At 69.2% G+C, this 18,883-nt stretch carries 16 protein-coding genes; 7 read left to right on the top strand and 9 right to left on the bottom strand.

Features of this window, described 5'->3' with window-relative positions; translation table 11 throughout:
* Positions 1–118 precede the first annotated feature (118 nt).
* The 5 genes from ACFXI3_RS43710 to ACFXI3_RS43690 form a co-directional block, all read right to left on the bottom strand.
* On the bottom strand, positions 119–1,258 hold the full coding sequence (locus tag ACFXI3_RS43710) for an MFS transporter (RefSeq protein ID WP_378407835.1): 1,140 nt from the start codon (positions 1,256–1,258) through the stop codon (positions 119–121).
* A gap of 196 nt (positions 1,259–1,454) precedes the next feature.
* Positions 1,455–1,985 (bottom strand): Chromate resistance protein ChrB, encoded by a 531-nt coding sequence (locus tag ACFXI3_RS43705; RefSeq protein ID WP_378407833.1) that lies wholly within the window; start codon positions 1,983–1,985, stop codon positions 1,455–1,457.
* Positions 1,986–2,005: 20 nt separating this feature from the next.
* Positions 2,006–2,497 (bottom strand): TetR/AcrR family transcriptional regulator, encoded by a 492-nt coding sequence (locus ACFXI3_RS43700; RefSeq protein ID WP_378407831.1) that lies wholly within the window; start codon positions 2,495–2,497, stop codon positions 2,006–2,008.
* Positions 2,498–2,523: 26 nt separating this feature from the next.
* On the bottom strand, positions 2,524–2,718 hold the full coding sequence (locus tag ACFXI3_RS43695) for a hypothetical protein (protein WP_378407830.1): 195 nt from the start codon (positions 2,716–2,718) through the stop codon (positions 2,524–2,526).
* 41 nt (positions 2,719–2,759) lie between these two features.
* Entirely contained in the window at positions 2,760–3,383 is a 624-nt protein-coding gene (locus tag ACFXI3_RS43690) for a class I SAM-dependent methyltransferase (protein WP_378407828.1), read from the bottom strand.
* A gap of 50 nt (positions 3,384–3,433) precedes the next feature.
* Here ACFXI3_RS43690 and ACFXI3_RS43685 point away from each other — a divergent pair, with 50 nt between their 5' ends.
* The 4 genes from ACFXI3_RS43685 (at position 3,434) to ACFXI3_RS43670 (ending at position 6,026) form a co-directional block, all read left to right on the top strand.
* Positions 3,434–4,198, top strand: a complete 765-nt coding sequence (locus tag ACFXI3_RS43685) for a class I SAM-dependent methyltransferase (protein WP_378407826.1) — start codon at positions 3,434–3,436, stop codon at positions 4,196–4,198.
* Between the two features lie 65 nt (positions 4,199–4,263).
* Complete coding sequence (locus tag ACFXI3_RS43680) at positions 4,264–5,160, top strand: RNA polymerase sigma-70 factor (RefSeq protein WP_344264228.1); 897 nt, start codon at positions 4,264–4,266, stop codon at positions 5,158–5,160.
* 122 nt (positions 5,161–5,282) lie between these two features.
* Positions 5,283–5,549: a GlsB/YeaQ/YmgE family stress response membrane protein gene (locus ACFXI3_RS43675; RefSeq protein ID WP_009077073.1), complete on the top strand. Its 267-nt coding sequence runs from the start codon at positions 5,283–5,285 to the stop codon at positions 5,547–5,549.
* 195 nt (positions 5,550–5,744) lie between these two features.
* Complete coding sequence (locus ACFXI3_RS43670) at positions 5,745–6,026, top strand: DUF3040 domain-containing protein (RefSeq protein WP_344264210.1); 282 nt, start codon at positions 5,745–5,747, stop codon at positions 6,024–6,026.
* A 45-nt stretch (positions 6,027–6,071) separates the two neighbouring features.
* Here the strand turns inward: ACFXI3_RS43670 and ACFXI3_RS43665 are convergent, their stop codons facing one another.
* From ACFXI3_RS43665 to ACFXI3_RS43655, 3 genes are all read right to left on the bottom strand, one after another.
* Complete coding sequence (locus ACFXI3_RS43665) at positions 6,072–6,557, bottom strand: hypothetical protein (protein ID WP_378407823.1); 486 nt, start codon at positions 6,555–6,557, stop codon at positions 6,072–6,074.
* Positions 6,558–6,848: 291 nt separating this feature from the next.
* The gene (locus ACFXI3_RS43660; protein ID WP_378407821.1) at positions 6,849–7,781 is read right to left on the bottom strand and encodes a hypothetical protein; all 933 of its coding nucleotides are present in this window, start codon (positions 7,779–7,781) and stop codon (positions 6,849–6,851) included.
* A 418-nt stretch (positions 7,782–8,199) separates the two neighbouring features.
* Positions 8,200–8,823 carry a superoxide dismutase gene (locus ACFXI3_RS43655; RefSeq protein WP_370938150.1) on the bottom strand — a complete coding sequence of 208 codons (624 nt, stop codon included), beginning with the start codon at positions 8,821–8,823 and terminating at the stop codon, positions 8,200–8,202.
* Positions 8,824–9,037: 214 nt separating this feature from the next.
* Here ACFXI3_RS43655 and ACFXI3_RS43650 point away from each other — a divergent pair, with 214 nt between their 5' ends.
* The gene (locus ACFXI3_RS43650; RefSeq protein ID WP_378407819.1) at positions 9,038–9,406 is read left to right on the top strand and encodes a hypothetical protein; all 369 of its coding nucleotides are present in this window, start codon (positions 9,038–9,040) and stop codon (positions 9,404–9,406) included.
* A gap of 57 nt (positions 9,407–9,463) precedes the next feature.
* Positions 9,464–10,033 (top strand): DUF305 domain-containing protein, encoded by a 570-nt coding sequence (locus ACFXI3_RS43645; protein WP_378407817.1) that lies wholly within the window; start codon positions 9,464–9,466, stop codon positions 10,031–10,033.
* Between the two features lie 717 nt (positions 10,034–10,750).
* On the opposite strand, the gene ACFXI3_RS43640 is transcribed toward ACFXI3_RS43645, so the two are convergent.
* The gene (locus ACFXI3_RS43640) at positions 10,751–17,704 is read right to left on the bottom strand and encodes a hypothetical protein (RefSeq protein ID WP_378407816.1); all 6,954 of its coding nucleotides are present in this window, start codon (positions 17,702–17,704) and stop codon (positions 10,751–10,753) included.
* A 104-nt stretch (positions 17,705–17,808) separates the two neighbouring features.
* Here ACFXI3_RS43640 and ACFXI3_RS43635 point away from each other — a divergent pair, with 104 nt between their 5' ends.
* Positions 17,809–17,991 carry a hypothetical protein gene (locus tag ACFXI3_RS43635; RefSeq protein WP_378407814.1) on the top strand — a complete coding sequence of 61 codons (183 nt, stop codon included), beginning with the start codon at positions 17,809–17,811 and terminating at the stop codon, positions 17,989–17,991.
* Positions 17,992–18,883 lie beyond the last annotated feature (892 nt).

Here is an 18,883-nt window from a genome sequence, read left to right as displayed (position 1 = left end):
AGACGCACACCCGACCCGATGATCACCATCGCCACGCCGCTACCACAGCCGACACACCGAACCGAACACCAGGTTCCACAACACCCTCTGAGGGACTCTGAGTCCCTCAGGGTTCCCTTCACGGCTTTCGGAAGCCAGCCACCGCCAGTCCAATCACCGCCAGCGCCGCAGCCAGCCCGCCGAAGCCCGCGCCCAGCGTCGCCGCCGAGGCGATCGCGCCGACCAGCAACGGTCCGCCCGCGTCGCCCAGTTCGCGGCCGACCTCAGCCGCGCCCATCGTCTGGCCGAGCCGTTCCTTGGGCGCGGCGCCGGCCAGATGCGCGAACCCGATCGGCGTCGCCACCCCGACCCCGGCTCCGATCGCGACCGCCGCGGCCAGCACCCCCGCGATCCCCGGGATCAGCGCCCCCAACGCCAATCCGGCCGCGGTCAGCAGCAACCCGCCGGCCATTCCCGGCCCGTCGGGAATCCGGCCGGCGTCGCGGAGCCGGCCGGCCCACGGCTGCACCAGCGCGGAACACAACGCCAGCACCGACACCACCGCACCGGTCGCGACCGTGCCGAGCCCGCTCGCCGCCCCGGTCACCGGCAGGAATCCGATGCCGACCGCGAGCGCTGCGGTCGTCCCGGCCAGCACCGCGGTCGGCCGCACGAACCCGGGCTCGGCCAGCCGTCGGGCGAGGTCGAGCACAGTCTGCCGCTGGCGCGGCAATGGCTCCGGCGAGGGCACCACTAGCGCCGCCCATCCCGCGACGGCGAAAGCCAGCACCGCGAGAGTGCCGAACAGCAAGGAAAACCCGCCCAGCATGATCAGCACGCCGCCGAGCAACGGGCCGAGCGTGTAGCCGACGCTCTTCCAAGCACCGTAACCGCCGAACGCCCGCCCCTGCCGTTTCTCCGGCGACAACCGCGCGACCAGCGCCCCGGCCGCAGGCGAGAAGGCCGCCGCGGCCGCGCCCTGACCGAACCGCGCCAACCCCACCGCCGCCGGATTCCCCGCGACGACAAAGGCCGCCGACGCGAGCGCGAACGCCAGCAACCCGCCAAGCAGCACCGGCCGCGGTCCGATCCGGTCGGCCAGCGACCCGAACACCGGCTTGAGCACGACCTCGGCCCCGTCGTAGACCGCGAGCAGCAGTCCCAAGGTCAGCAGGGAATCGCCGTGCGTGTAGGCACCCAGGCTGGCGGCGATGCTGTGCGCCCCGAAGGCGGTGACGAACCCGGCGGCGTACAGCGGACGCAGCTCAGCGGAACTCATGCGAAACTCTCACCTCTGTCGCGGGGACTGGAAAATCCGCCCGGAGCAGTCGGCGAACAGCCGCACGCCATCCCGAGCCACGCTCAACTCACCACGACCCATCCCCTCACCACCGCGGCGCAACCAGCCAACCCGCCCGACGCGGTCGGCGAACAACCACACCGGCTCCAGCCGCGTTCGTACCCACCCGAAGCCCTCACATCTGGTGCAGGGCTTCGAAAACCCGCTCGGTGTACTCGGCAAGCCGCTCCGCACAGTGCTTCAACCGCTGCTCCGCCTCCCCGGCCGAAGGCGCGCCGAACACGTCCCGGGCCTTCAAATCCCGGTACCAGCGCCGCAACCGCTCGAGGCTTTGCTCTTCCTCCTCCAGCTCGGCCATCGTGAACTTGCCGATCCGGATTTCCTTGTCGATCTCGGCGTCGAACTTCCCGCAGTCGGCCAGGAATTCCGTCCACTCCTCTTCCCGATCGGCAGTGAACAGCTGCACCAGCCGCGAACCGTCCCGTTCGGCGGCGTCGAGCGTGATCACCTCGCCCTCGCCGCGTTCGGCCAGCTCGGCGACCCGCGCGACGCCGCCGGCGAACCCGGGCACGTCCGGCACCGCCCAGGCGCCCTGTCCGAGCGACAGTGCGCCGACCCGCCGCAGCTCGCGCCACACGGCGACCCGATGCCGCGACGGTCCGGACGGCACGCGCACCACCAGCACCAGCCACTTGTCGTCTGCCACAGTGGCGAATGTATCACGTGTTACATCGGGCGAGGTAGCGAAGCGAGGAACGCGCCGACCGTCCGGTCCGCCAGCACGCGACGGTCCGCCAGCGGCAGCGAGAGACACTGCAGCGTCACGCCGTCGATCATCGCGAACACCTGCGCCGCCACGTCCTCGGACAGTCCGGCGTGGACATACCACTGCCGCAGCTCACGATCGAGCTTCGCGTTTTCCTTCCGCAGCACCGGATCCACCACGGCCGCCGCCGCGTACGCGAGCCACACCCGGGCCCGCCGGGAGCGCGGTTCGTCCAGCGGCAGCCACAGTTCGACATACCCGGCGATCGATTTCGGTTGCGCCGCTTCGATTTCCGCCAGGAACTGCTCCCCAGCGTACTCGAAACCGGCGCGCACGAGGTCGCTCTTCGTCCGGTAGTAGTACTGCACCTGCGCCGGAGAAACGCCCGCCGCCGCGGCGACCGTCCGCACGCTCAGCGCGCCGATTCCCTGCTCTGCCAACACCTCCAGCACAGCATCGAGCACATGGGCAGCCCGCTTCACCGCCGAGACGCCCCCGCGCGCGCCCGCCACGCGACGGCGATCAAATCGAGAATCCCGATCACTCCCACCACCACGCCGACCTGCCGCAGCCCGACCACCGGCGTCTCGACGTCGTGGAACACGAAGTACAACACCGCGCCGACGACCACCATCAGCATGCCGACCACGACGTGCCCCCATTTGCCGTCCATCCGAACCCTCCTATACGAACGTACAATACGACCGTACAGGACTAGGCGGCCTTCCGCGCCGCCAATCGCTCGACAATCCCGGCCTTGCTCCGCTCCGCCCGCTCCACCGCGAACCCCGCCGCCGCGAGCAACGGCAGCGGCCGGCGGGTCAGGTAATCCCCCAGCTGCCACACCGTCAGCTTTTCCGCCAGCCGCTGCACGGCAAGAACGAACCACCGGTCGCTGCCGACGTGGTCCAGCAGCAACAGCCGCCCGTCCGCCCGCAGCACCCGGTGCATCTCCGCGTGCGCGGCGCGTTCGTCCGGGACGCCGCACAGGCCCAGCGTGCAGACGACCGTGTCGAACGAGCCGTCCGGGAACGGAAGGGACTGCGCGTCGGCCTCGGTCAGCGTCGCCTCGCGCCCGAGCGAAGCGGCCCGGCTTCGCGCGAGATCCAGCATCGACGGGCTGAGGTCGATCCCGGTCAGGCGCACGTCCGGCGGGTACAACGACAGATTCCGGCCGGTCCCGACGGCGACCTCCAGCACCTCCCCCGAAGCCTGCCCGCACACCCACTCGCGGCCGTCGGCGAGCAGCGCCCGCTCGACCCACGCGATGTCGCGGTCGTACCGCGGCGCGGCCTTGTCCCACGTCCGCCGCAGCCAGTCCGTTCCCCGCTCCGCCATCGTCGCGAGCTCCTCTCCGTCCGTGGTCCTTCCCAGTACCCTCGCATCCCATGGGGGACTTCCACTACGACGCGGAACTGCGCCGCTACGACCGGCATCTGCGCGAGGCCGCCGACGTCCAGCCGGACGACCACGTCCTCGACCTCGGCTGCGGCGCCGGGCAGACCACCCGCGCCGCCGCTCGGCGCGCGATTCGCGGCAGCGCGCTGGGAGTCGACCTGTCCGCCCCGATGCTCGCCCGCGCCGAGCGAGCGGCCGCGGACCTGCCCAACCTCCGGTTCGCCCGGGCGGACGCGCAGGTCCATCCGTTCCCGCCGGCCGCGTTCACCCTCGGGCTGAGCCGGTTCGGCACGATGTTCTTCGAGGATCCGGCCGCCGCGTTCGCCAACATCGCCCGCGCGCTGCGGCCCGGGGCGCGGCTCGTGCAACTGGTCTGGCAGGAGCGGCGCCGCCAGGAATGGGTCACCGCGATTCACCGCTCGCTCGCCGAGGCCGATCCGCCGGACGGCACCGCGCCCGGCGACGCCTTCTCCCTCGCCGATCTCGCGACTGTCCGAAGTGTCCTCACCGCGAACGGATTCGCCGATGTCGAGCTGGCCGACGTGCGCGAACCGCTCTGGTACGGCCCCGATCCCGCCGCGGCGCTCGACGCGGTGCTCCAGCTCCGCGAAGCGAGCGACCTGCTCGCCGCCCGTGCTGCCGGCGACAAAGACCGAGCCCTTGCCCGGCTGCGCGGCGAAATGACGGAGCACCACGGCCGCGACGGCGTCTGGTTCGACGCTCGGGCGTGGCTCGTCACCGCGCGCCGGACGTGATGTCACAAACTCCCGGCGGCCGGCGTCCTATGGGCGATCGTCCCCAGAACGCGAAGGAGCCACCCATGACAGCGCCCGGCGAAGCGAGCCCGGACCTCGCCACCGAGACCTTCCTCGCCCACCGGAACCTGCTGTTCACCGTGGCCTACGAAATGCTCGGCTCGGCCGCCGACGCCGAGGACGTGCTGCAGGAAACCTGGCTGAAGTGGGCGGGCGTCAACCTCGGCGAGATCCGCGAACACCGCGCGTACCTGGTCCGGATCACGACCCGCCAAGCGCTGACCCGGCTGCGCACGCTCGGCAGGCGCAAGGAGTCCTACATCGGGACCTGGCTGCCCGAGCCGCTGCTCACCGCGCCGGACGTCGCCGAAGACGTCGAACTGGCCGACAGCGTGTCGATGGCGATGCTGCTGGTGCTCGAAACGCTGAAGCCGACCGAGCGCGCGGTGTTCGTGCTGCGCGAGGTCTTCGACGTGCCTTACGACGAAATCGCCGAAGCTGTCGGCAAAACCCCGGCCGCGGTGCGCCAGATCGGGCACCGGGCGCGGTCGCACGTGTCCGCCCGCCGTCCGCGCGGCGACGTCACGCCCGCCGAGACCCGCGGCGCGCTCACCGCGTTCCAGCAGGCCGTCGAGACCGGCGATCTGCAGGGACTGCTCGACCTGCTCGCGCCGGACGTCGTCTTCCTCGGCGACGGCGGCGGAGTGAAGCAGGCGGTGCCGCGGCCGATCGTCGGCGCGGACAAGGTCGCGCGCCTGCTGACCGCCGGGCACGTCCGGCTCCCCGCGCCGCTGCGTCCGACGCAGGTCAACGGGCACCCGGCGCTGGTGCTGACGCTCGACGGCGAGGTCGACACCGTGCTCACGCTGCGCATCGACGACGGCAAGATCACCGGCCTGTACGCGGTGCGGAATCCGGCGAAGCTGTCGCACATGGACTCGGAAACCGCGCTCCGCCGCTGACTCCCGGTGAGGCTACGCACAGTAGCCCTGGCTCTGGCGCGCGCCACCCGTACGGACCATGCCATCCTGGTCCCGCCAGGGGCGGCCCGACGGGCCGCCGCCGTACCGAGGAGAGGACCGACGTGGGCGTTGTCAGCTGGATCGTGCTGGGCCTGATCGCCGGGTTGATCGCGAAGGCCCTCATGCCGGGCAAGGACCCGGGCGGCTGCATCATCACCATCCTGCTCGGGATCGGAGGCGCGTTCGTGGGCGGCTGGATCGGCAAAACGCTGTTCCACACCCAGCTCGGGACGTTCTTCGACCTGCGCACGTGGGGTCTCGCGGTGCTCGGCGCGCTGGTCATCCTGACCGGCTACCGGCTCATCGTGGGCGGCCGGCGCCGAGACTGAGCCCCGGGGCGGCCCGCTCGCCGGACGCGGCGGGCCGCCCCCGCTCAGCGGATTCCGAACGGATTTCGCGCCCCTCGGCCGTCGCGCCCCGGATCCCCCGCGAGGCCTCGAGTTGAACGCGACCCCGGTTTCCGGCCGTTTTTCGTGGCAGAATCAGCGGAGAAGTTTCGGCCAGGTCGACGGGCGGAGCGGACGATGGCGCTGCGCGACCACGAACAACATCAGCTGGACGAGATCGAACGATGCCTCGCCCAGGAAAGTCCGCGCCTTGCCCGCCGGTTCGAGAAGTTCCGCCCGATGCCGGTGATGACCTTCGCCGCGGCCGCGCTCGGCGTGCTCAGCGTGTTCCTCACCGGCCTGGTCACGCTCGTGGTCGGCTTCGGCATGGATTCCGCCCCGCCGATCGCGGTGGGCGCGGTGCTCACGACGGCGATCCCGCTGGCGATCATCTGGTTCTACCGCTGCCACTGGCGCTGACGCCCGCCCCGGCCTGAAACTGCTGGCGCGGCGGGGAAAGCGCCCTCAGGCGGCGACGCGCCCGCGCCCGCGCCCGAAACGACGGAACAGCGCGAACCCCGCGATCGCCGTGACCAGCTCCCAAGCGACCGTCGTGATCACCGAAACCGACAGCACGTCGATCCGGTCCGGAGACGACGACCGCAGCTGCCCCCGCGCATCGACGCGGACCCGCGTCAGGCCGCGCGCCGCCGGGTCCGAGCGCAGCGGGATGTTGGCTTCCTCGGTGCCGCCGTCCGGGGCGGTCCACGTGACGCGCCGGGTGTCGGGCATCGCGGTGCCCTCGGTCCCGCGCAGCGCACCGGACTCGGGTGCGACGGCGGCCATGACGGACCGGCCGGGCGCGCGGTCGATCGCTCCGGCGCCCTGGCGGTGGATCCACAGGCCCAGCCAGACCCCGGCCACCGCCGAGACCGCGACGGCCGCGGCCAGGACGGGAAGGAGGAACACGCGACCGCGCGGCGCGGACGCGCGGAAACCACCAGAAGCCATGCTCTAGAGAATGCCGGGAAAACCGCGAGCACGGCAGTGTTTGCGGACAAATGTGCCCAAGTCGCAGGAAAAGGCGCCCGCGACGGGCAAGCGACGCCCGGTTTCACCCGTTCTTTTCACTCATTCGTGGGTAACGCCACACGGAAGCAACCCGGACGCGAACAGCGACTCTCGAGCACCGGTTCACCGCCGCGCCGCGGTGTTCCATTCCCGATCGCCCGCGCCGCGTGGTTTCTCGCCGCTGTCTTCCGGCAGTACGTGAGATTCCTCCGGGCGCGCGATCATTCCCCGTCACCCACCGGACGCGCTCAGCAATGCCTGCCCGGTGGACGTCACCGCGTGCCGAACCGTGTTCCCGTCTTGTTGGCTCTCCACCAATCCCGCGCGACGCAGAACTCCCGCGTGCTTGCCCGCCGCCACCGGCGTCACGCCGATCTCCCCGGCCAGTTCGGCCGTCGACCGCGGAACGGCCAGCGCATGCAGCGCGCGGGCCCGGGTGGCGCCGAGCAGGTCCGGCAGCGGGTCCGGCACGGCGCCGTCCGCCGGAATCGCGCGCTCGCCGGGCAGGCCCCAGACCACCGGCGGCTCTGGTCCGGTCGCCGGATCCGGTTCCACGACCCGGAAATAAGCCGGGATCACGAGCAAGCCTCCGAAGTAGACACTGCGGTCCGCGGACGGCTCCGGGCCCTCCCAGCGGATCGGCGCCGCGGCGCGGGTGTTGCCGGCGGACGGCCACATCGGAGCCTGCCGGGCCGTGCCGTACGACGTGAGCGCCGACCCGAGCAGAGCGCGGGCCCCGTCGGCCAGCTCCCCCACCCACGAGGGCGCGACCCCGTGCACGAAAAACGTCTGGAGATCCGCGCGCAGCCTCGTTTTCGGGACGTGCACGAGGCCGTCTCCCGCGACCGGGCCGATCTGCCGCCGCTCCGGCCGCCCCAGCGCCCCCGCGCGCCGGACGGCCGGTTCGCCGCGGCCCCCGCCGGGCGGCAGCGCCTTCACCGCCCGGGCGCGGATCTCCAGCGCGGACCCCGGACGGGGTTGCGGAAGCAGGCTCTCTCTGCGAAGTTGCTTGCGGGCGCGGGCGGACCAGACCCGCAGTCCGCTCGCCGGACGGCGGCTCTGCAGCGCCGTGAGGCTCAGCACCAGTTCCCACAGCGGATCGGGGCCGGTGCGCCGCCTCGTCCGGCCGAAATCGTCGTCGGTGAAATGAATGCGCAACGCCATGTGCTCCCCCTGCCCCCCGACATGGTTGCGCTTCCAGAGTGCCGCGCCGATCCGCCGCTGTCCAGGCGCGTTTTCCGTTCGGGGAAAGAACCCACCGAATGCGAGCGAATCTCGCTGAATCAGGTGGTCCGTCTACAGACAGTTCACGGCGCGACCGCGAAAGCGAGACAAATCGTCTCGCCGATCGGGCGTGCGCATTCGCCGGATGCGCGCCGTGCCCGCGCGGAGGCCGCCGGATCCAGACTGCGCGGCCTGCCTGCCCGGTTAGCGCGCCGCGGCGGAGTGCCGATGGACCAGCAGTTCCCGACATTTGCCGCAGCGATTTCCCCCACCCGGGCGACTATTTCCGCCACGGAATGCGAAACGGGGCCCGGCCGCGTGGGCCGGACCCCGTTTCCGGTGCCTCAGTGCGTCGGGCTCAGCCGAGCAGGAGGCCGTTGCCGCCGGCGACGGCGTTGTCGAAGCGCTTGGAGATCTCGGCCCAGTTGAAGATGTTCCACAGGGCGTTGACGTAGTCCGGCTTCACGTTCTTGTAGTCCAGGTAGAACGCGTGCTCCCACACGTCGACCAGCAGGATCGGCGTGGTCGGCAGGATCAGGTTGTTGTGGTGGTCGCGCAGCTGCTGGGTGATCAGCGTCTTGCCGATCGGGTCCCACGACAGAGCGCCCCACCCGTTGCCCTGGATCGTCGTCGACACCGCGGTGAACTGGGCCTTGAACTTGTCGAACGACCCGAACGCCTCGTCGATCGCCGCCGCCAGCTCGCCGGTCGGCTTGTCCCCGCCCTCCGGCGACAGGATCTTCCACCACACCACGTGGTTGGCGTGCCCGGCCAGGTTGAACGCCAGGGTGGTCTCCAGGCCCACGATGCCGCCGAAGTCGCCGGCGTCGCGCGCGGCGGCGATCTTGTCGAGGGTGTCGTTCGCGCCCTTGACGTAGGCGGCGTGGTGCTTGCTGTGGTGCAGCTCGTTGATCTCGCCGGAGATGTGCGGCGCGAGGGCACCGTAGTCGTAGTCGAGTTCGGGCAGCTCGTACCGGGCCATGGGGCCCTCCTTCTGTCTTCGACATCAAGTCTTGCCCCCTCGAACCTAGTAGCACACCCGCGTCCCGGGCGAGCGGGGGCAGCCTCGGCGCCACGGGCTGGAACCTGCTTGAGTGAAGGTTCAACTTCCAGTACTAGACCCTCCGGCCGACCACTCAGCGTGACCGGTTTGTCCGCCCCGCGCCGGTTCGCCGACGCCCGGTAGGGTCGGTCCCATGGCGACGTCCCGGCTCGGCAGCGTGCAGCGGGTGCTGCTGCTGTTCGCGCTGGCGCTGGGCATCGCCGTGATGCACCACGTGCCCTCCCCTGGCGCCGGACATGCCATGACGAGCCAGATGTCCGTCGTCGCATCACACGACGTCGCCGCGGACTCCGGCATGCCCGCCGGCGAACACTCGATGCTGCACCTCTGCCTGGCGGTCCTGTACGCAGTCGGCGCGCTCGTAATGGGCCTGCTGGCCTTCCGCCGTTACACCGCCGTGAAGACGGTTTTCGACGGCACGCGCGGCTCCCCCGCCGCCGACCGGCCGCCCGACAGACGAGGCCGGCTTGTCTTGACTTCTCTCTGTGTGTTGCGCACCTGATCGGCAGCTCCAGCTCCGGTCTTTTTCGCAATTTTCCTTTTGAGAGAAGGTTTTTCCATGCGCAAAATCTTTTTCAGCGGCGCCGTGCTGGCCGCTTCGCTCCTGCTCGGTGCCTGCGGCAGTCCGGAATCCCCTGCTCCCGGCGCGCAGGCTGGGCACAACGCCGCTGATGTCACGTTCGCCCAGCAGATGATCCCGCACCACCAGCAGGCGCTCGAGATGGCGAAAATGGTGCCGTCGCGCAGCAGCGACCCGAAGGTCGTCGACCTGGCCGGCCGGATCGACCGGGCGCAGGACCCGGAAATCCGCCAGATGCAAGGCTGGCTGACCGCCTGGGGCGCGGCGCCCGCCAGCCACTCCATGCCCGGCGGCCACGAGATGTCCGGAGACCACTCGATGACCGGGATGATGTCGGACGCCGACATGAAGAGCCTGGACGCCGCGAAGGGCCCGGAATTCGACCGGTCGTGGCTGGACCTGATGGTCAAGCACCATCAGGGCGCGGTCGAGATGGCGAAGACGGAGCTCGCCCAGGGCGCGGATGCCGGAGCGAAGTCGCTGGCGCGGCGGATTGTCGACGCTCAGCAGGCGGAGATCGCCGAGATGCAGGGGCTGTTGAAGGGCTGATCCGGTAAGGCGCCGGGGTCGATGGGCGGCTCCGGCGCCTTGCTTCCCAGGGTTATGGCGATACCTCTCTTGGGTGAGGCCTGCTGTTCTCGTCGTCCGCGGCCTGCGGTTTCCGGCGAGGCTGGCTGAGGTCAGTGCCGCCGTGCTGGCTGAGCCCTCGCGGGGCGAGCCGCCACCGACTCGCTCGCGAGGCTTCGGCTGAAGGCGGCCCGGCGTTACCCCGGACTACCTGCCGTCGGGACCGCCGCACCAGTCGAAGCAACTCGCGCCAGCGCCGAAACGTCCAGCGGCTCGGTGCACTGAGCCGCAGACGGTCGCCGAGCAGCTCGTTTCGCCGAGCCGCCAATCGTCCAGCAGCTCCGGTGCGCCGAGCCGCGAACAACTCATTGCCCCGAGCCGCCAAATCCTCAAGCAGCTCCGGTGCGCTCAACCGCGAACACTCCCCGAGCCGCTCGTTGCCCCGAGCCACCGAACCCTCAAGCAGGCCGAACACCGAGCCGCGACCTGTCGCCGAGCAGCCAGCCCAGCGGTCTTGCGGCAAGGGCTTCCGCCGGTTGCAGGCTTTCTCGGCAGCAGGCACCGGGGTCGAACGGTGCGCGGGTTCTTCCTGGCCCGGCGCTACGGATGTCCGTGAAGGGCTCCTTGAGAGAATCTGATTCCCTCAAGGAGCCCTTCACGGACCTCTCCCGGAGCAGGGAGCCGCGTGTCGGCGGGCGGTCAGCGTTGGGACCTTCGGCGGCGCGAGATCAGCAGCAGCGCGCCTCCGCCGGCGAGCAGGGCGATCGCCACGATTCCCACCGGGATCAGCACCACGCCGGTCCACGCCAGGGGCGGGTTCGGCGGCGGGGGCTGAACCGGCGGCGTCGGCGGGACTGTCGGCGGGGTCGGCGGCGTCGGCGGGGTCTTCGTGAGCGGCGTGGTCGTCTTGCACCGCGGGTCGGCGGACGCGTCCGGGCAGTTGGTGCCGGGTGTCGTCGAGGAAATGACGTTGCGCAGGCTCTGTCCGTCGCCGATCGGGGTCTTGACCTTCACGCTGTAGGTGACGGTCGCGGTCGCACCAACCGGGAGGTCGCCGGTCCACGTCAACCGGGGCGCCGCATACGACACGGAGCCAGTCGAAGCGGTCGCGTCGTTGTTGTAGGCGGCGTTGCCGAGGACGCCGGTCAGGTCGTCGGCGAAGGTCGCGTCCTTCAGCGCGGTTTGGCCGGTGTTCGTCGCGGTGACGGTGTACGTGACCTGGTCACCTGCCTTCGCCTCGGTGACGCTCGCCTTCTTGGCCAGGATCAGCCCCGCGACCGGCGTCGTCGTCCCGCACCTCGGATCCTTCGAGCCCGGCGGGCAGTTCGTGCCGGGAGTGTCCGAGGTGACGACGTTCGCCAGCGTGTGATCGCCCTTGACCGGGTTGTTGACCGTGACGCTGTAGGTGACCGTCGCGGTCGCACCAACCGGGACGTCACCGGTCCAGGTCAACCGGGGTTCGGCATAGGTCACGGAGCCGATCGACGCCGAAGCGTCGTTGCCGTAGGCGGCGTCGTCGAGCACCTTCGAGAGATCGTCGGTGAACGTCGCTCCCGTTTGGACAGTCTGGCCGGTGTTCTTCACCGTCACCGTGTACGTGACCTTGTCCCCCGGCTTGACGTCCTTCTTGTCCGCGACCTTCGTGATGTCCAAACCGGCGACGGGAGTCGTGGTGCCGCAGCGCGGATCCGTCGAACCCGGCGGACAGTTCCCGCCCGGAGTGTCCGAGGTGACCACGTTCGCGAGCTTGAAATCGCCCTTGACCGGGTTGTTCACGGTGACGCTGTAGGTGACCGTCACGGTCGCGCCGACCGGGAGGTCGCCGATCCACGTCAGCCGAGGGGCCGCATAGCTCACCGAGCCGAGCGAGGCGGCCGCGTCACCGTCGTAGGCGGCGTCGTCGAGGACCTTCGACAGGTCGTCGGTGAAAGTCGCGCCGGACAACGGAGTCTTGCCGGTGTTCGCCACGGTCACGGTGTAGGTGACCTTGTCGCCCGGCTTCGCGTCCTTCTTGTCCGCGACCTTGGTGATGTCCAAACCCGCGACGGGAGTCGTGGTCCCGCAGCGCGGATCCGTCGAACCCGGCGGACAGTTCCCGCCCGGAGTCTCCGAGGTCACCACGTTCGTCAACTGGTGATCGCCCTTGACCGGATTGTTCACCGTCACGCTGTACGTCACCGTCGCCGTAGCACCGATCGGCAAATCACCAATCCACGTCAACCGCGATGCCGAATAACTCACCGAGCCGATCGACGCCGACGCATCACCGTTATAAGCAGCATCGTCAAGCACCTTCGAGAGATCGTCAGTGAACGTCGCTCCCGTTTGGACAGTCTGACCGGTGTTCCGCACCGTCACCGTATACGTGACCTTCTCGCCCGGCTTGACATCCTTCTTGTCCGCAACCTTCGCGATCTCCAGACCCGCGACCGGAGTCTTCGTGCCACAGCGCGGATCCGTCGAACCCGGAGGACAGTTCCCGCCCGGAGTCTCCGACGTGACCACGTTCGCCAACTGGTGATCGCCCTTGACCGGATTGTTCACCGTCACGCTGTACGTCACCGTCGCCGTAGCACCGATCGGCAAATCACCGGTCCACGTCAATCGAGGCGCGGCATACGTCACCGAGCCGATCGACGCCGAGCCATCGTTGCCGTAAGCGGCATCGTCCAACACCTTCGAGAGATCGTCGGTAAATGTCGCTCCCGTTTGGACAGTCTGACCGGTGTTCCGCACCGTCACCGTATACGTGACCTTGTCCCCCGGCTTGACATCCTTCTTATCCGCAACCTTCGAGATCTCCAAGCCCGCAACCGGAGTCGTAGTCCCACAACGCGGATCCGCCGAACCCGGCAGGCAATTCGACCCCGGAGTATCGGAGGTGACCACGTTCGTCAACCGATGATCGCCCTTGACCGGGTTCGCCACCGTGACGCTGTACGTCACCGTCACCGAAGCACCGACCGTCACGTCGCCGGTCCACGTCAGCCGAGGCGCGGCGTAAGTCACCACGCCCGCGGAGGCCGTCGCGTCGCTGTTGTAAGCGGCGTCGTCCAAAACCTTCGCCAGGTCATCAGTGAAAGTCGCGCCGGACAACGGAGTCTGGCCCGTGTTCACCACAGTCACCGTGTAGGTGACCTTGTCCCCGGGCTTCGCCGACGACTTGTCCGCCGCCTTGCTGATCGCGATGCCGGACACCGGCGTCGTCGTCCCGCACCGCGGATCCGCCGACCCCGGCGGGCAGTTCCCGCCCGGAGTCTCCGACGTGACGACGTTCGTCAGCCGGTGATCGCCGCCGGCCGGATTGTGCACGGTGACGCTGTAGGTCACGGTCGCCGAAGCGCCGATCGGGAGGTCGCCGGTCCACGTCAACCGAGGCGCGGCATACGTCACCGAGCCGGTCGAGGCCGAAGCGTCGTTGCCGTAAGCAGCATCGTCCAGCACCTTCGACAAATCGTCAGTAAAGGTTGCGCCTGGCAACGGAGTCTTGCCGGTATTCGTCACGGTCACCGTGTACGTGACCTTGTCGCCGGGATTCGCGGACTGTTTGTCCACCGACTTGGAGATCGTCAACCCCGGCAGCGGCGTCACGGTCGAGCACTTCGGATCCGTCGACCCGGGTTCGCAGTTGCCGGGCACCGGAGTGCTGACTGTGTTGCGCAGCTGGTGGTCGCCGGAGATCGGGTTGTGCACGGTGACGCTGTAGGTCACCGTCGCCGAAGCACCGACCGGCAAATCGCCCGTCCACGTCAAATGCGGTGCCGTGTAAGCGGTCGAGCCCACCGAGGAAGACGCGTCGTTGTTGTAGGAGGCGTCGTCCAGCACCTGCGACAGATCGTCGGTGAAGCTCGCGTCCGGCAGCGGAACCTGGCCGGTGTTGGTCACCTTCACCGTGTAAGTGACCTTGTCGCCCGGGTTCGCGGTCTGCTTGTCCGCGGTCTTGGCGATCGTCAGTTCCTTACCCGGCGTCGTGGTCGAGCACGACGGATCGGTGGAACCCGGAGGGCAGTTGGTGCCGGGCGTCGAGGACGTGACGACGTTGTGGAGCTTCTTGTCCCCGGGATCCGGATTCTTCACGGTGACGCTGTACTTCACGGTCGCCGATCCGCCGATCGGGAGGTCACCGGTCCAGGTCAGTTTCGGTGCGGCGTAGGAGATCTGCGTAGCCGGAGTGGCGTCGTTGTTGTAGACAGCATCATCCAGCACCTGCGACAGATCATCGGTAAAAGTCGCGCCCGGCAATGGAGTCTGACCGGTGTTGGTGACGGTGATCGTGTAGGTCACCTTGTCGCCGGGCACGACCTGGTCGCGGTCGGCGGACTTGGCGATCCGCATCCCGGACACCGGAGTCGTGGTGCCGCACCGGGGATCGGCGGATCCGGCCGCACAGTTGTTGCCCGGCGTCGTGGAGGTGATCGTGTTGATCAGTTTATGGTCGCCGGTAACGGGATTCTTCACCGTGACGCTGTAGGTCACCGTCGCCGAGCCACCGACGGGCAGGTCGCCGGTCCAGGTCAGTTTCGGTGCGGCGTAGGAGACCTGCGCAGCCGGAGTGGCGTCGTTGTTGTAGACAGCATCGTCCAACACCTGCGACAGATCATCGGTGAAAGTCGCACCAGACAACGGAGTCTGGCCGGTGTTCCGGACGGTCACGGTGTACCGGACCGGATCGCCGGGGTTGGCGCTGGTCTTGTCGACGGTCTTGACGAACTCGATTCCGGACACTGGCGTCGTGGTCGAGCACGCCGGGTCGGTCGAACCCGCGACACAATTGTCGCCCGGGGTCGTCGACGTGATCGTGTTAGTCAGTTTATGGTCACCGGTAACGGGATTTTTCACCGTGACGCTGTAGGTGATCGTCGCCGAAGCACCCACCGGCAGATCGCCCGTCCAGGTCAGCCGAGGCGCGGCGTAAGCCACCGAGCCCACTGATGGCGACGCATCGCCGTTGTAGGCCGCGTCGTCCAGCACCTTCGAGAGGTCGTCGGTGAAAGTCGCGCCAGACAAAGGAGTTTGGCCGGTGTTCGCGACGACGACCGTGTAGGTCACCTGGTCGCCGGGATTCGCGGACTGCTTGTCGGCCTTCTTCTCGATCCGCATTCCGGACACCGGCGTCGTCGTCGAGCACCCCGGGTCGGTCGAACCAGCGACGCAGTTATTGCCCGGAGTGGTCGAGGTGATCGCGTTGACCAGCTTGTGGTCTCCGGTGTCGGGATGGTTGACCTTCACCGAATACGTCACCGTCGCGGTGCCGCCGATGGGAACATCACCGGTCCACGTCAGCCGCGGTGCCGCATAGCTCACCGAACCAACCGAAGCCGACGCATCGCCGTTGTAAGCCGCGTCGTCCAGCACCTTCGACAGGTCGTCAGTGAAAGTCGCACCAGACAACGGAGTCTGGCCGGTGTTCGCGACAGTCACGGTGTACTTCACGGTGTCGCCGGGCTTGGCGCTGGCCGGATCCACGGTCTTGCTGATCCGGATGCCGGACACCGGAGTCGTTGTGCCGCAACGCGGATCAGCGGAACCGGCCGCGCAGTTGTTGCCCGGAGTGGTCGACGTGATCGCGTTGATCAGCTTGTGATCGCCAGGATCGGGGTTCTTCACCGTGACGCTGTAGGTGATCGTCGCCGAAGCGCCGACCGCCAAATCTCCGGTCCAAGTCAGTTTCGGCGCGGTGTAAGAGATCTGGGCGGCTGGAGCGGCGTCGTTGTTGTAAACGGCATCGTCGAGAACCTTCGACAGGTCGTCAGTGAACGTCGCGCCGCGGGCCGCGACCTGGCCGGTGTTGCGCACGACCACGGTGTACTTCACCGTGTCGCCAGGATTCGCCGAAGCCTTGTCGGCGGTCTTGGCGATCTCGATTTTCGTGCCGGGCACAACGGTTTCCGCGCAGGACGCCGTGGCGTCGTCCGCGCACTGCCGGTCCGGCGGGACCGTCGGCGGCTGGCCTTCGGTCACCTTGGCGCGGTTGATCAGCGTGGCGCCGACGGTCGCGTCGTTGATCCTGGCGTGCACGGTCATCGTCACCCGGCTGCCGGGCGGGATCGCCGCAGTGCGCCATTGCAGCGGACCGGTGCCGGTGACGGCGCCGCTCGTGGTATCCGCGCTGACGAACGTCGTGCCGGGCGGGAGGGTGTCGGTGACGGTGGTCGGCGGCACTGGCAGGTTGCCGGTGTTGTCCAGGGTGACGGTGTAGGTCAACTGGTCGCCGGGCAGCGCGTTCGCCTTGTCGACGACCTTGGTCAGCGTGTACTCCGGCACCGCGACCACGTTGCGGACAGTGTTGCTGGTCCGGCTCTGTTCGCGGCCGGTCTGCTTGCCCTGGAAGACCACCGACGCGGTGTTGTCGAGACGGGTGCCGGGCGCGACCGTCGGCGAAACGGTGACGCGGAAGCCGACGTGCGTGCTCTGTCCCGGGGCCAGATCGGGGAGAGTGCAGGTGACGACTTGGCCGGCCGCCGAGCATCGCGGGTCCGAACCGGCCACATAGGACACTCCGGCGGGCAACGTGTCGGTGACCACCACGCCGGTCGCGGTGTCCAGGTTGGTGGTGGTGCCGTCCGGGTTGCGGTTGGCGACGTCGAGCCCGTAGGAGATCTCGCCGCCGCGCCCGACCCAGCCCGGCGGGCGCTCCTGGAGGTTGCCCTCGGGGTCGTTGGTCTTGACGATCTGCAGGTTGGGCTCGTTGGCCTCGGCCATCAGCCAGACGGTCTGCGGGTAGAGCGCGTCCCCGGTGGTCCCGACCTTCAGCTGCGCCCGGTCCGCGCCGGCGGGCAGCTTGCCGGTGACGTCGACCGTGCGCGCGTCGTAGCCGAAGTTGTTGGCCGGATTCGGCGTGCGGTCGGCGACATTGGCGCCGGTGCCGCTCGCGGTGACCCGGTCGATCCGGCTGCTGAACGCGTTGGTCGTGCTGGCGCCGCCGGGCGCGGGCAGCGTCAGGCGCTGCAGTGACGCGGCGTCGCGGCCGAATTCGAGGTAGTCGCCGGAGATGTTGGCGTCGCCGTCGCCGACCACGACCCCGAGGGTGGCGGTCGGCGGGTGGTCGGCCGGGGTGCGGATGCCGTTGAGGTCGATGTTCGTCGAGGTGGGGCTGCCGCCCGCGCGGACGACGTCGAAACCGTCCCAGACCTGCAGGTAGCGCAGCGGCTCGGTGTCCAGCGCGTAGGCCACGACCAGCGACCAGCCGCCCCAGCAGCCGAGGTTGCTGGCGCTGTTGGCCGAGTTGCCGCGGCACGCCTGGAGGTCGGCCACCGTGTAGGAGCCGCCGCCGGCCTGTTTGACCAGCCCGGTGACGTCCTTGACGCCCGCGTGCGCGGTGATCTGCGGGAATCCGCTGCCCAGCGCGTCGAACCAGTCGTAGGTGTCGGCGGTGAGGCGCTGGTAGGAGGCGGAGCCCGGGGCCTTGAACGCGACCTGGTTCGCGCGGGAGGGGTCGCCGGATTCTGCGTTCGAGGAGATCGGGTTGACCTGCCAGTAGAGCCGGGCCGACAGCACGGTCGCGCCGGACGGGATGGTCAGGTTCGCGCTCGACGCGGTGTTGCCCGGCGCCGACGGGTCGCTCTTGATCCAGTAGCCGTAGCTGGAGTTGTTGGCGGTCTCCCCGCAGGCCGTGGGGGTGAGGCCGCAGCTGACGACCGAGTTGGACGCCATCGTGATCGCGCCGTGGGCGACCGTCGAGAAGGCCGGGTCGGGGCCGATTTTCCGCGGGGTGCCCAGGCCTCGGGGCTCGACCGCCCTGGGCTGCGGCGCGGCTGGTGCTGAGGTGGCTGGTGCTGAACTGGTCGGCGCTGCGGTGGCGGGTGCTGGGCTGGTCGGAGCGGGGGCGGCTGCCGCCGATTGGCCCGTCTCAGGGGCGGCTGAACTGGACGGTGCCGGGCTTGCCGGTGCTGGTGCCGCTGCCGCGCTGGCTTGCGCCGAGGACGGGCTCGCCGGACTGACGCTGGGCGGCAAGGTCGCGCCCATCGCGGGCGCGGCACTGGCGACGCCCACAGCGAAAACCACCGCGAGTGCCGCGGCGGCGCGCTTCCCGCGGGAGCGCATGAATCCGGAACGACGGGCCATCACACAAGCTCCCACGGAGAAGGACGGAATTGTCGAGCTGCTTACCCGCGTTCATCGACACCAGGCAGGGAAATTCGTACCGCGCTCTCCCCCACGGCGGGGAGTTCACCAGCCAGGAATCACCGCATAGGGGGACCCCAACCAGGTAAAACCGGGGTGCTCGCCGAGGAGGCGGCCGATTCCCTTCGCTACCCGTCACGCCCTGAAGGGGTGTTGCCATTCCCATCCGGAACTATGCCGGATCGGAGGGTGCGCGCCGCGAATTTTTCTCGCGAAAAGCCACCCGGAATCGACGGCCCGGACCTGCTCGTCGGCGAAATCGGATTCGCGTGCGGGACGGCTAGGCGGCCTGGCCGGGCAACGCGGAAACTTGCTTCGATGCGGCCTGGCCCGTGCCGCGGTCGAGCAGCCGGAGCGTGTCCCGCGCGCCGAAGCTCAGCAGCCCCGCCCCAGTCTCAGCGAACCCAGCCCACTCAAGGCCAGGCAACCCCGCACCCCAACGCAACGGATCCCGACGACGCGGCGATCGTCGCCCACCTGCCGCACGGTTCCGGCCTCGGCGAACCCCGCCCGCTCAGAAGGCCAGGCGACCGCGCCCGAACTCAACGGATCCCGACGACAATCCGATCATCCCCCACCTGCCACACCGTCCCGACCTCGGCAAACCCCGCCCGCTCAGAAGACCAGGCAACCACGCCCCAACTCAACGGATCCCGACGACAATCCGATCATCCCCCACCTGCCACACCGTCCCGACCTCGGCAAACC

The sequence above is a fragment of the Amycolatopsis sp. NPDC059235 genome (genome assembly GCF_042754125.1).
GTDB classification, from domain to species: domain Bacteria; phylum Actinomycetota; class Actinomycetes; order Mycobacteriales; family Pseudonocardiaceae; genus Amycolatopsis; species Amycolatopsis albidoflava.
Note: the sequence above shows the minus strand (reverse complement) of the source record. Positions and strands in the feature narration are given on the sequence as shown.

Excerpts from the sequence above, each read along its gene's own strand:
- ACFXI3_RS43660 (WP_378407821.1), bottom strand. The coding sequence starts at position 7,781 with ATGGCGTTGCGCATTCATTTCACCGACGACGATTTCGGCCGGACGAGG.
- ACFXI3_RS43665 (WP_378407823.1), bottom strand. The coding sequence starts at position 6,557 with ATGGCTTCTGGTGGTTTCCGCGCGTCCGCGCCGCGCGGTCGCGTGTTC.
- ACFXI3_RS43685 (WP_378407826.1), top strand. The coding sequence starts at position 3,434 with ATGGGGGACTTCCACTACGACGCGGAACTGCGCCGCTACGACCGGCAT.
- ACFXI3_RS43670 (WP_344264210.1), top strand. The coding sequence starts at position 5,745 with ATGGCGCTGCGCGACCACGAACAACATCAGCTGGACGAGATCGAACGA.
- ACFXI3_RS43645 (WP_378407817.1), top strand. The coding sequence starts at position 9,464 with ATGCGCAAAATCTTTTTCAGCGGCGCCGTGCTGGCCGCTTCGCTCCTG.
- ACFXI3_RS43640 (WP_378407816.1), bottom strand. The coding sequence starts at position 17,704 with ATGGCGTCCAACTCGGTCGTCAGCTGCGGCCTCACCCCCACGGCCTGC.
- ACFXI3_RS43695 (WP_378407830.1), bottom strand. The coding sequence starts at position 2,718 with ATGGACGGCAAATGGGGGCACGTCGTGGTCGGCATGCTGATGGTGGTC.
- ACFXI3_RS43680 (WP_344264228.1), top strand. The coding sequence starts at position 4,264 with ATGACAGCGCCCGGCGAAGCGAGCCCGGACCTCGCCACCGAGACCTTC.
- ACFXI3_RS43690 (WP_378407828.1), bottom strand. The coding sequence starts at position 3,383 with ATGGCGGAGCGGGGAACGGACTGGCTGCGGCGGACGTGGGACAAGGCC.
- ACFXI3_RS43650 (WP_378407819.1), top strand. The coding sequence starts at position 9,038 with ATGGCGACGTCCCGGCTCGGCAGCGTGCAGCGGGTGCTGCTGCTGTTC.
- ACFXI3_RS43710 (WP_378407835.1), bottom strand. The coding sequence starts at position 1,258 with ATGAGTTCCGCTGAGCTGCGTCCGCTGTACGCCGCCGGGTTCGTCACC.
- ACFXI3_RS43655 (WP_370938150.1), bottom strand. The coding sequence starts at position 8,823 with ATGGCCCGGTACGAGCTGCCCGAACTCGACTACGACTACGGTGCCCTC.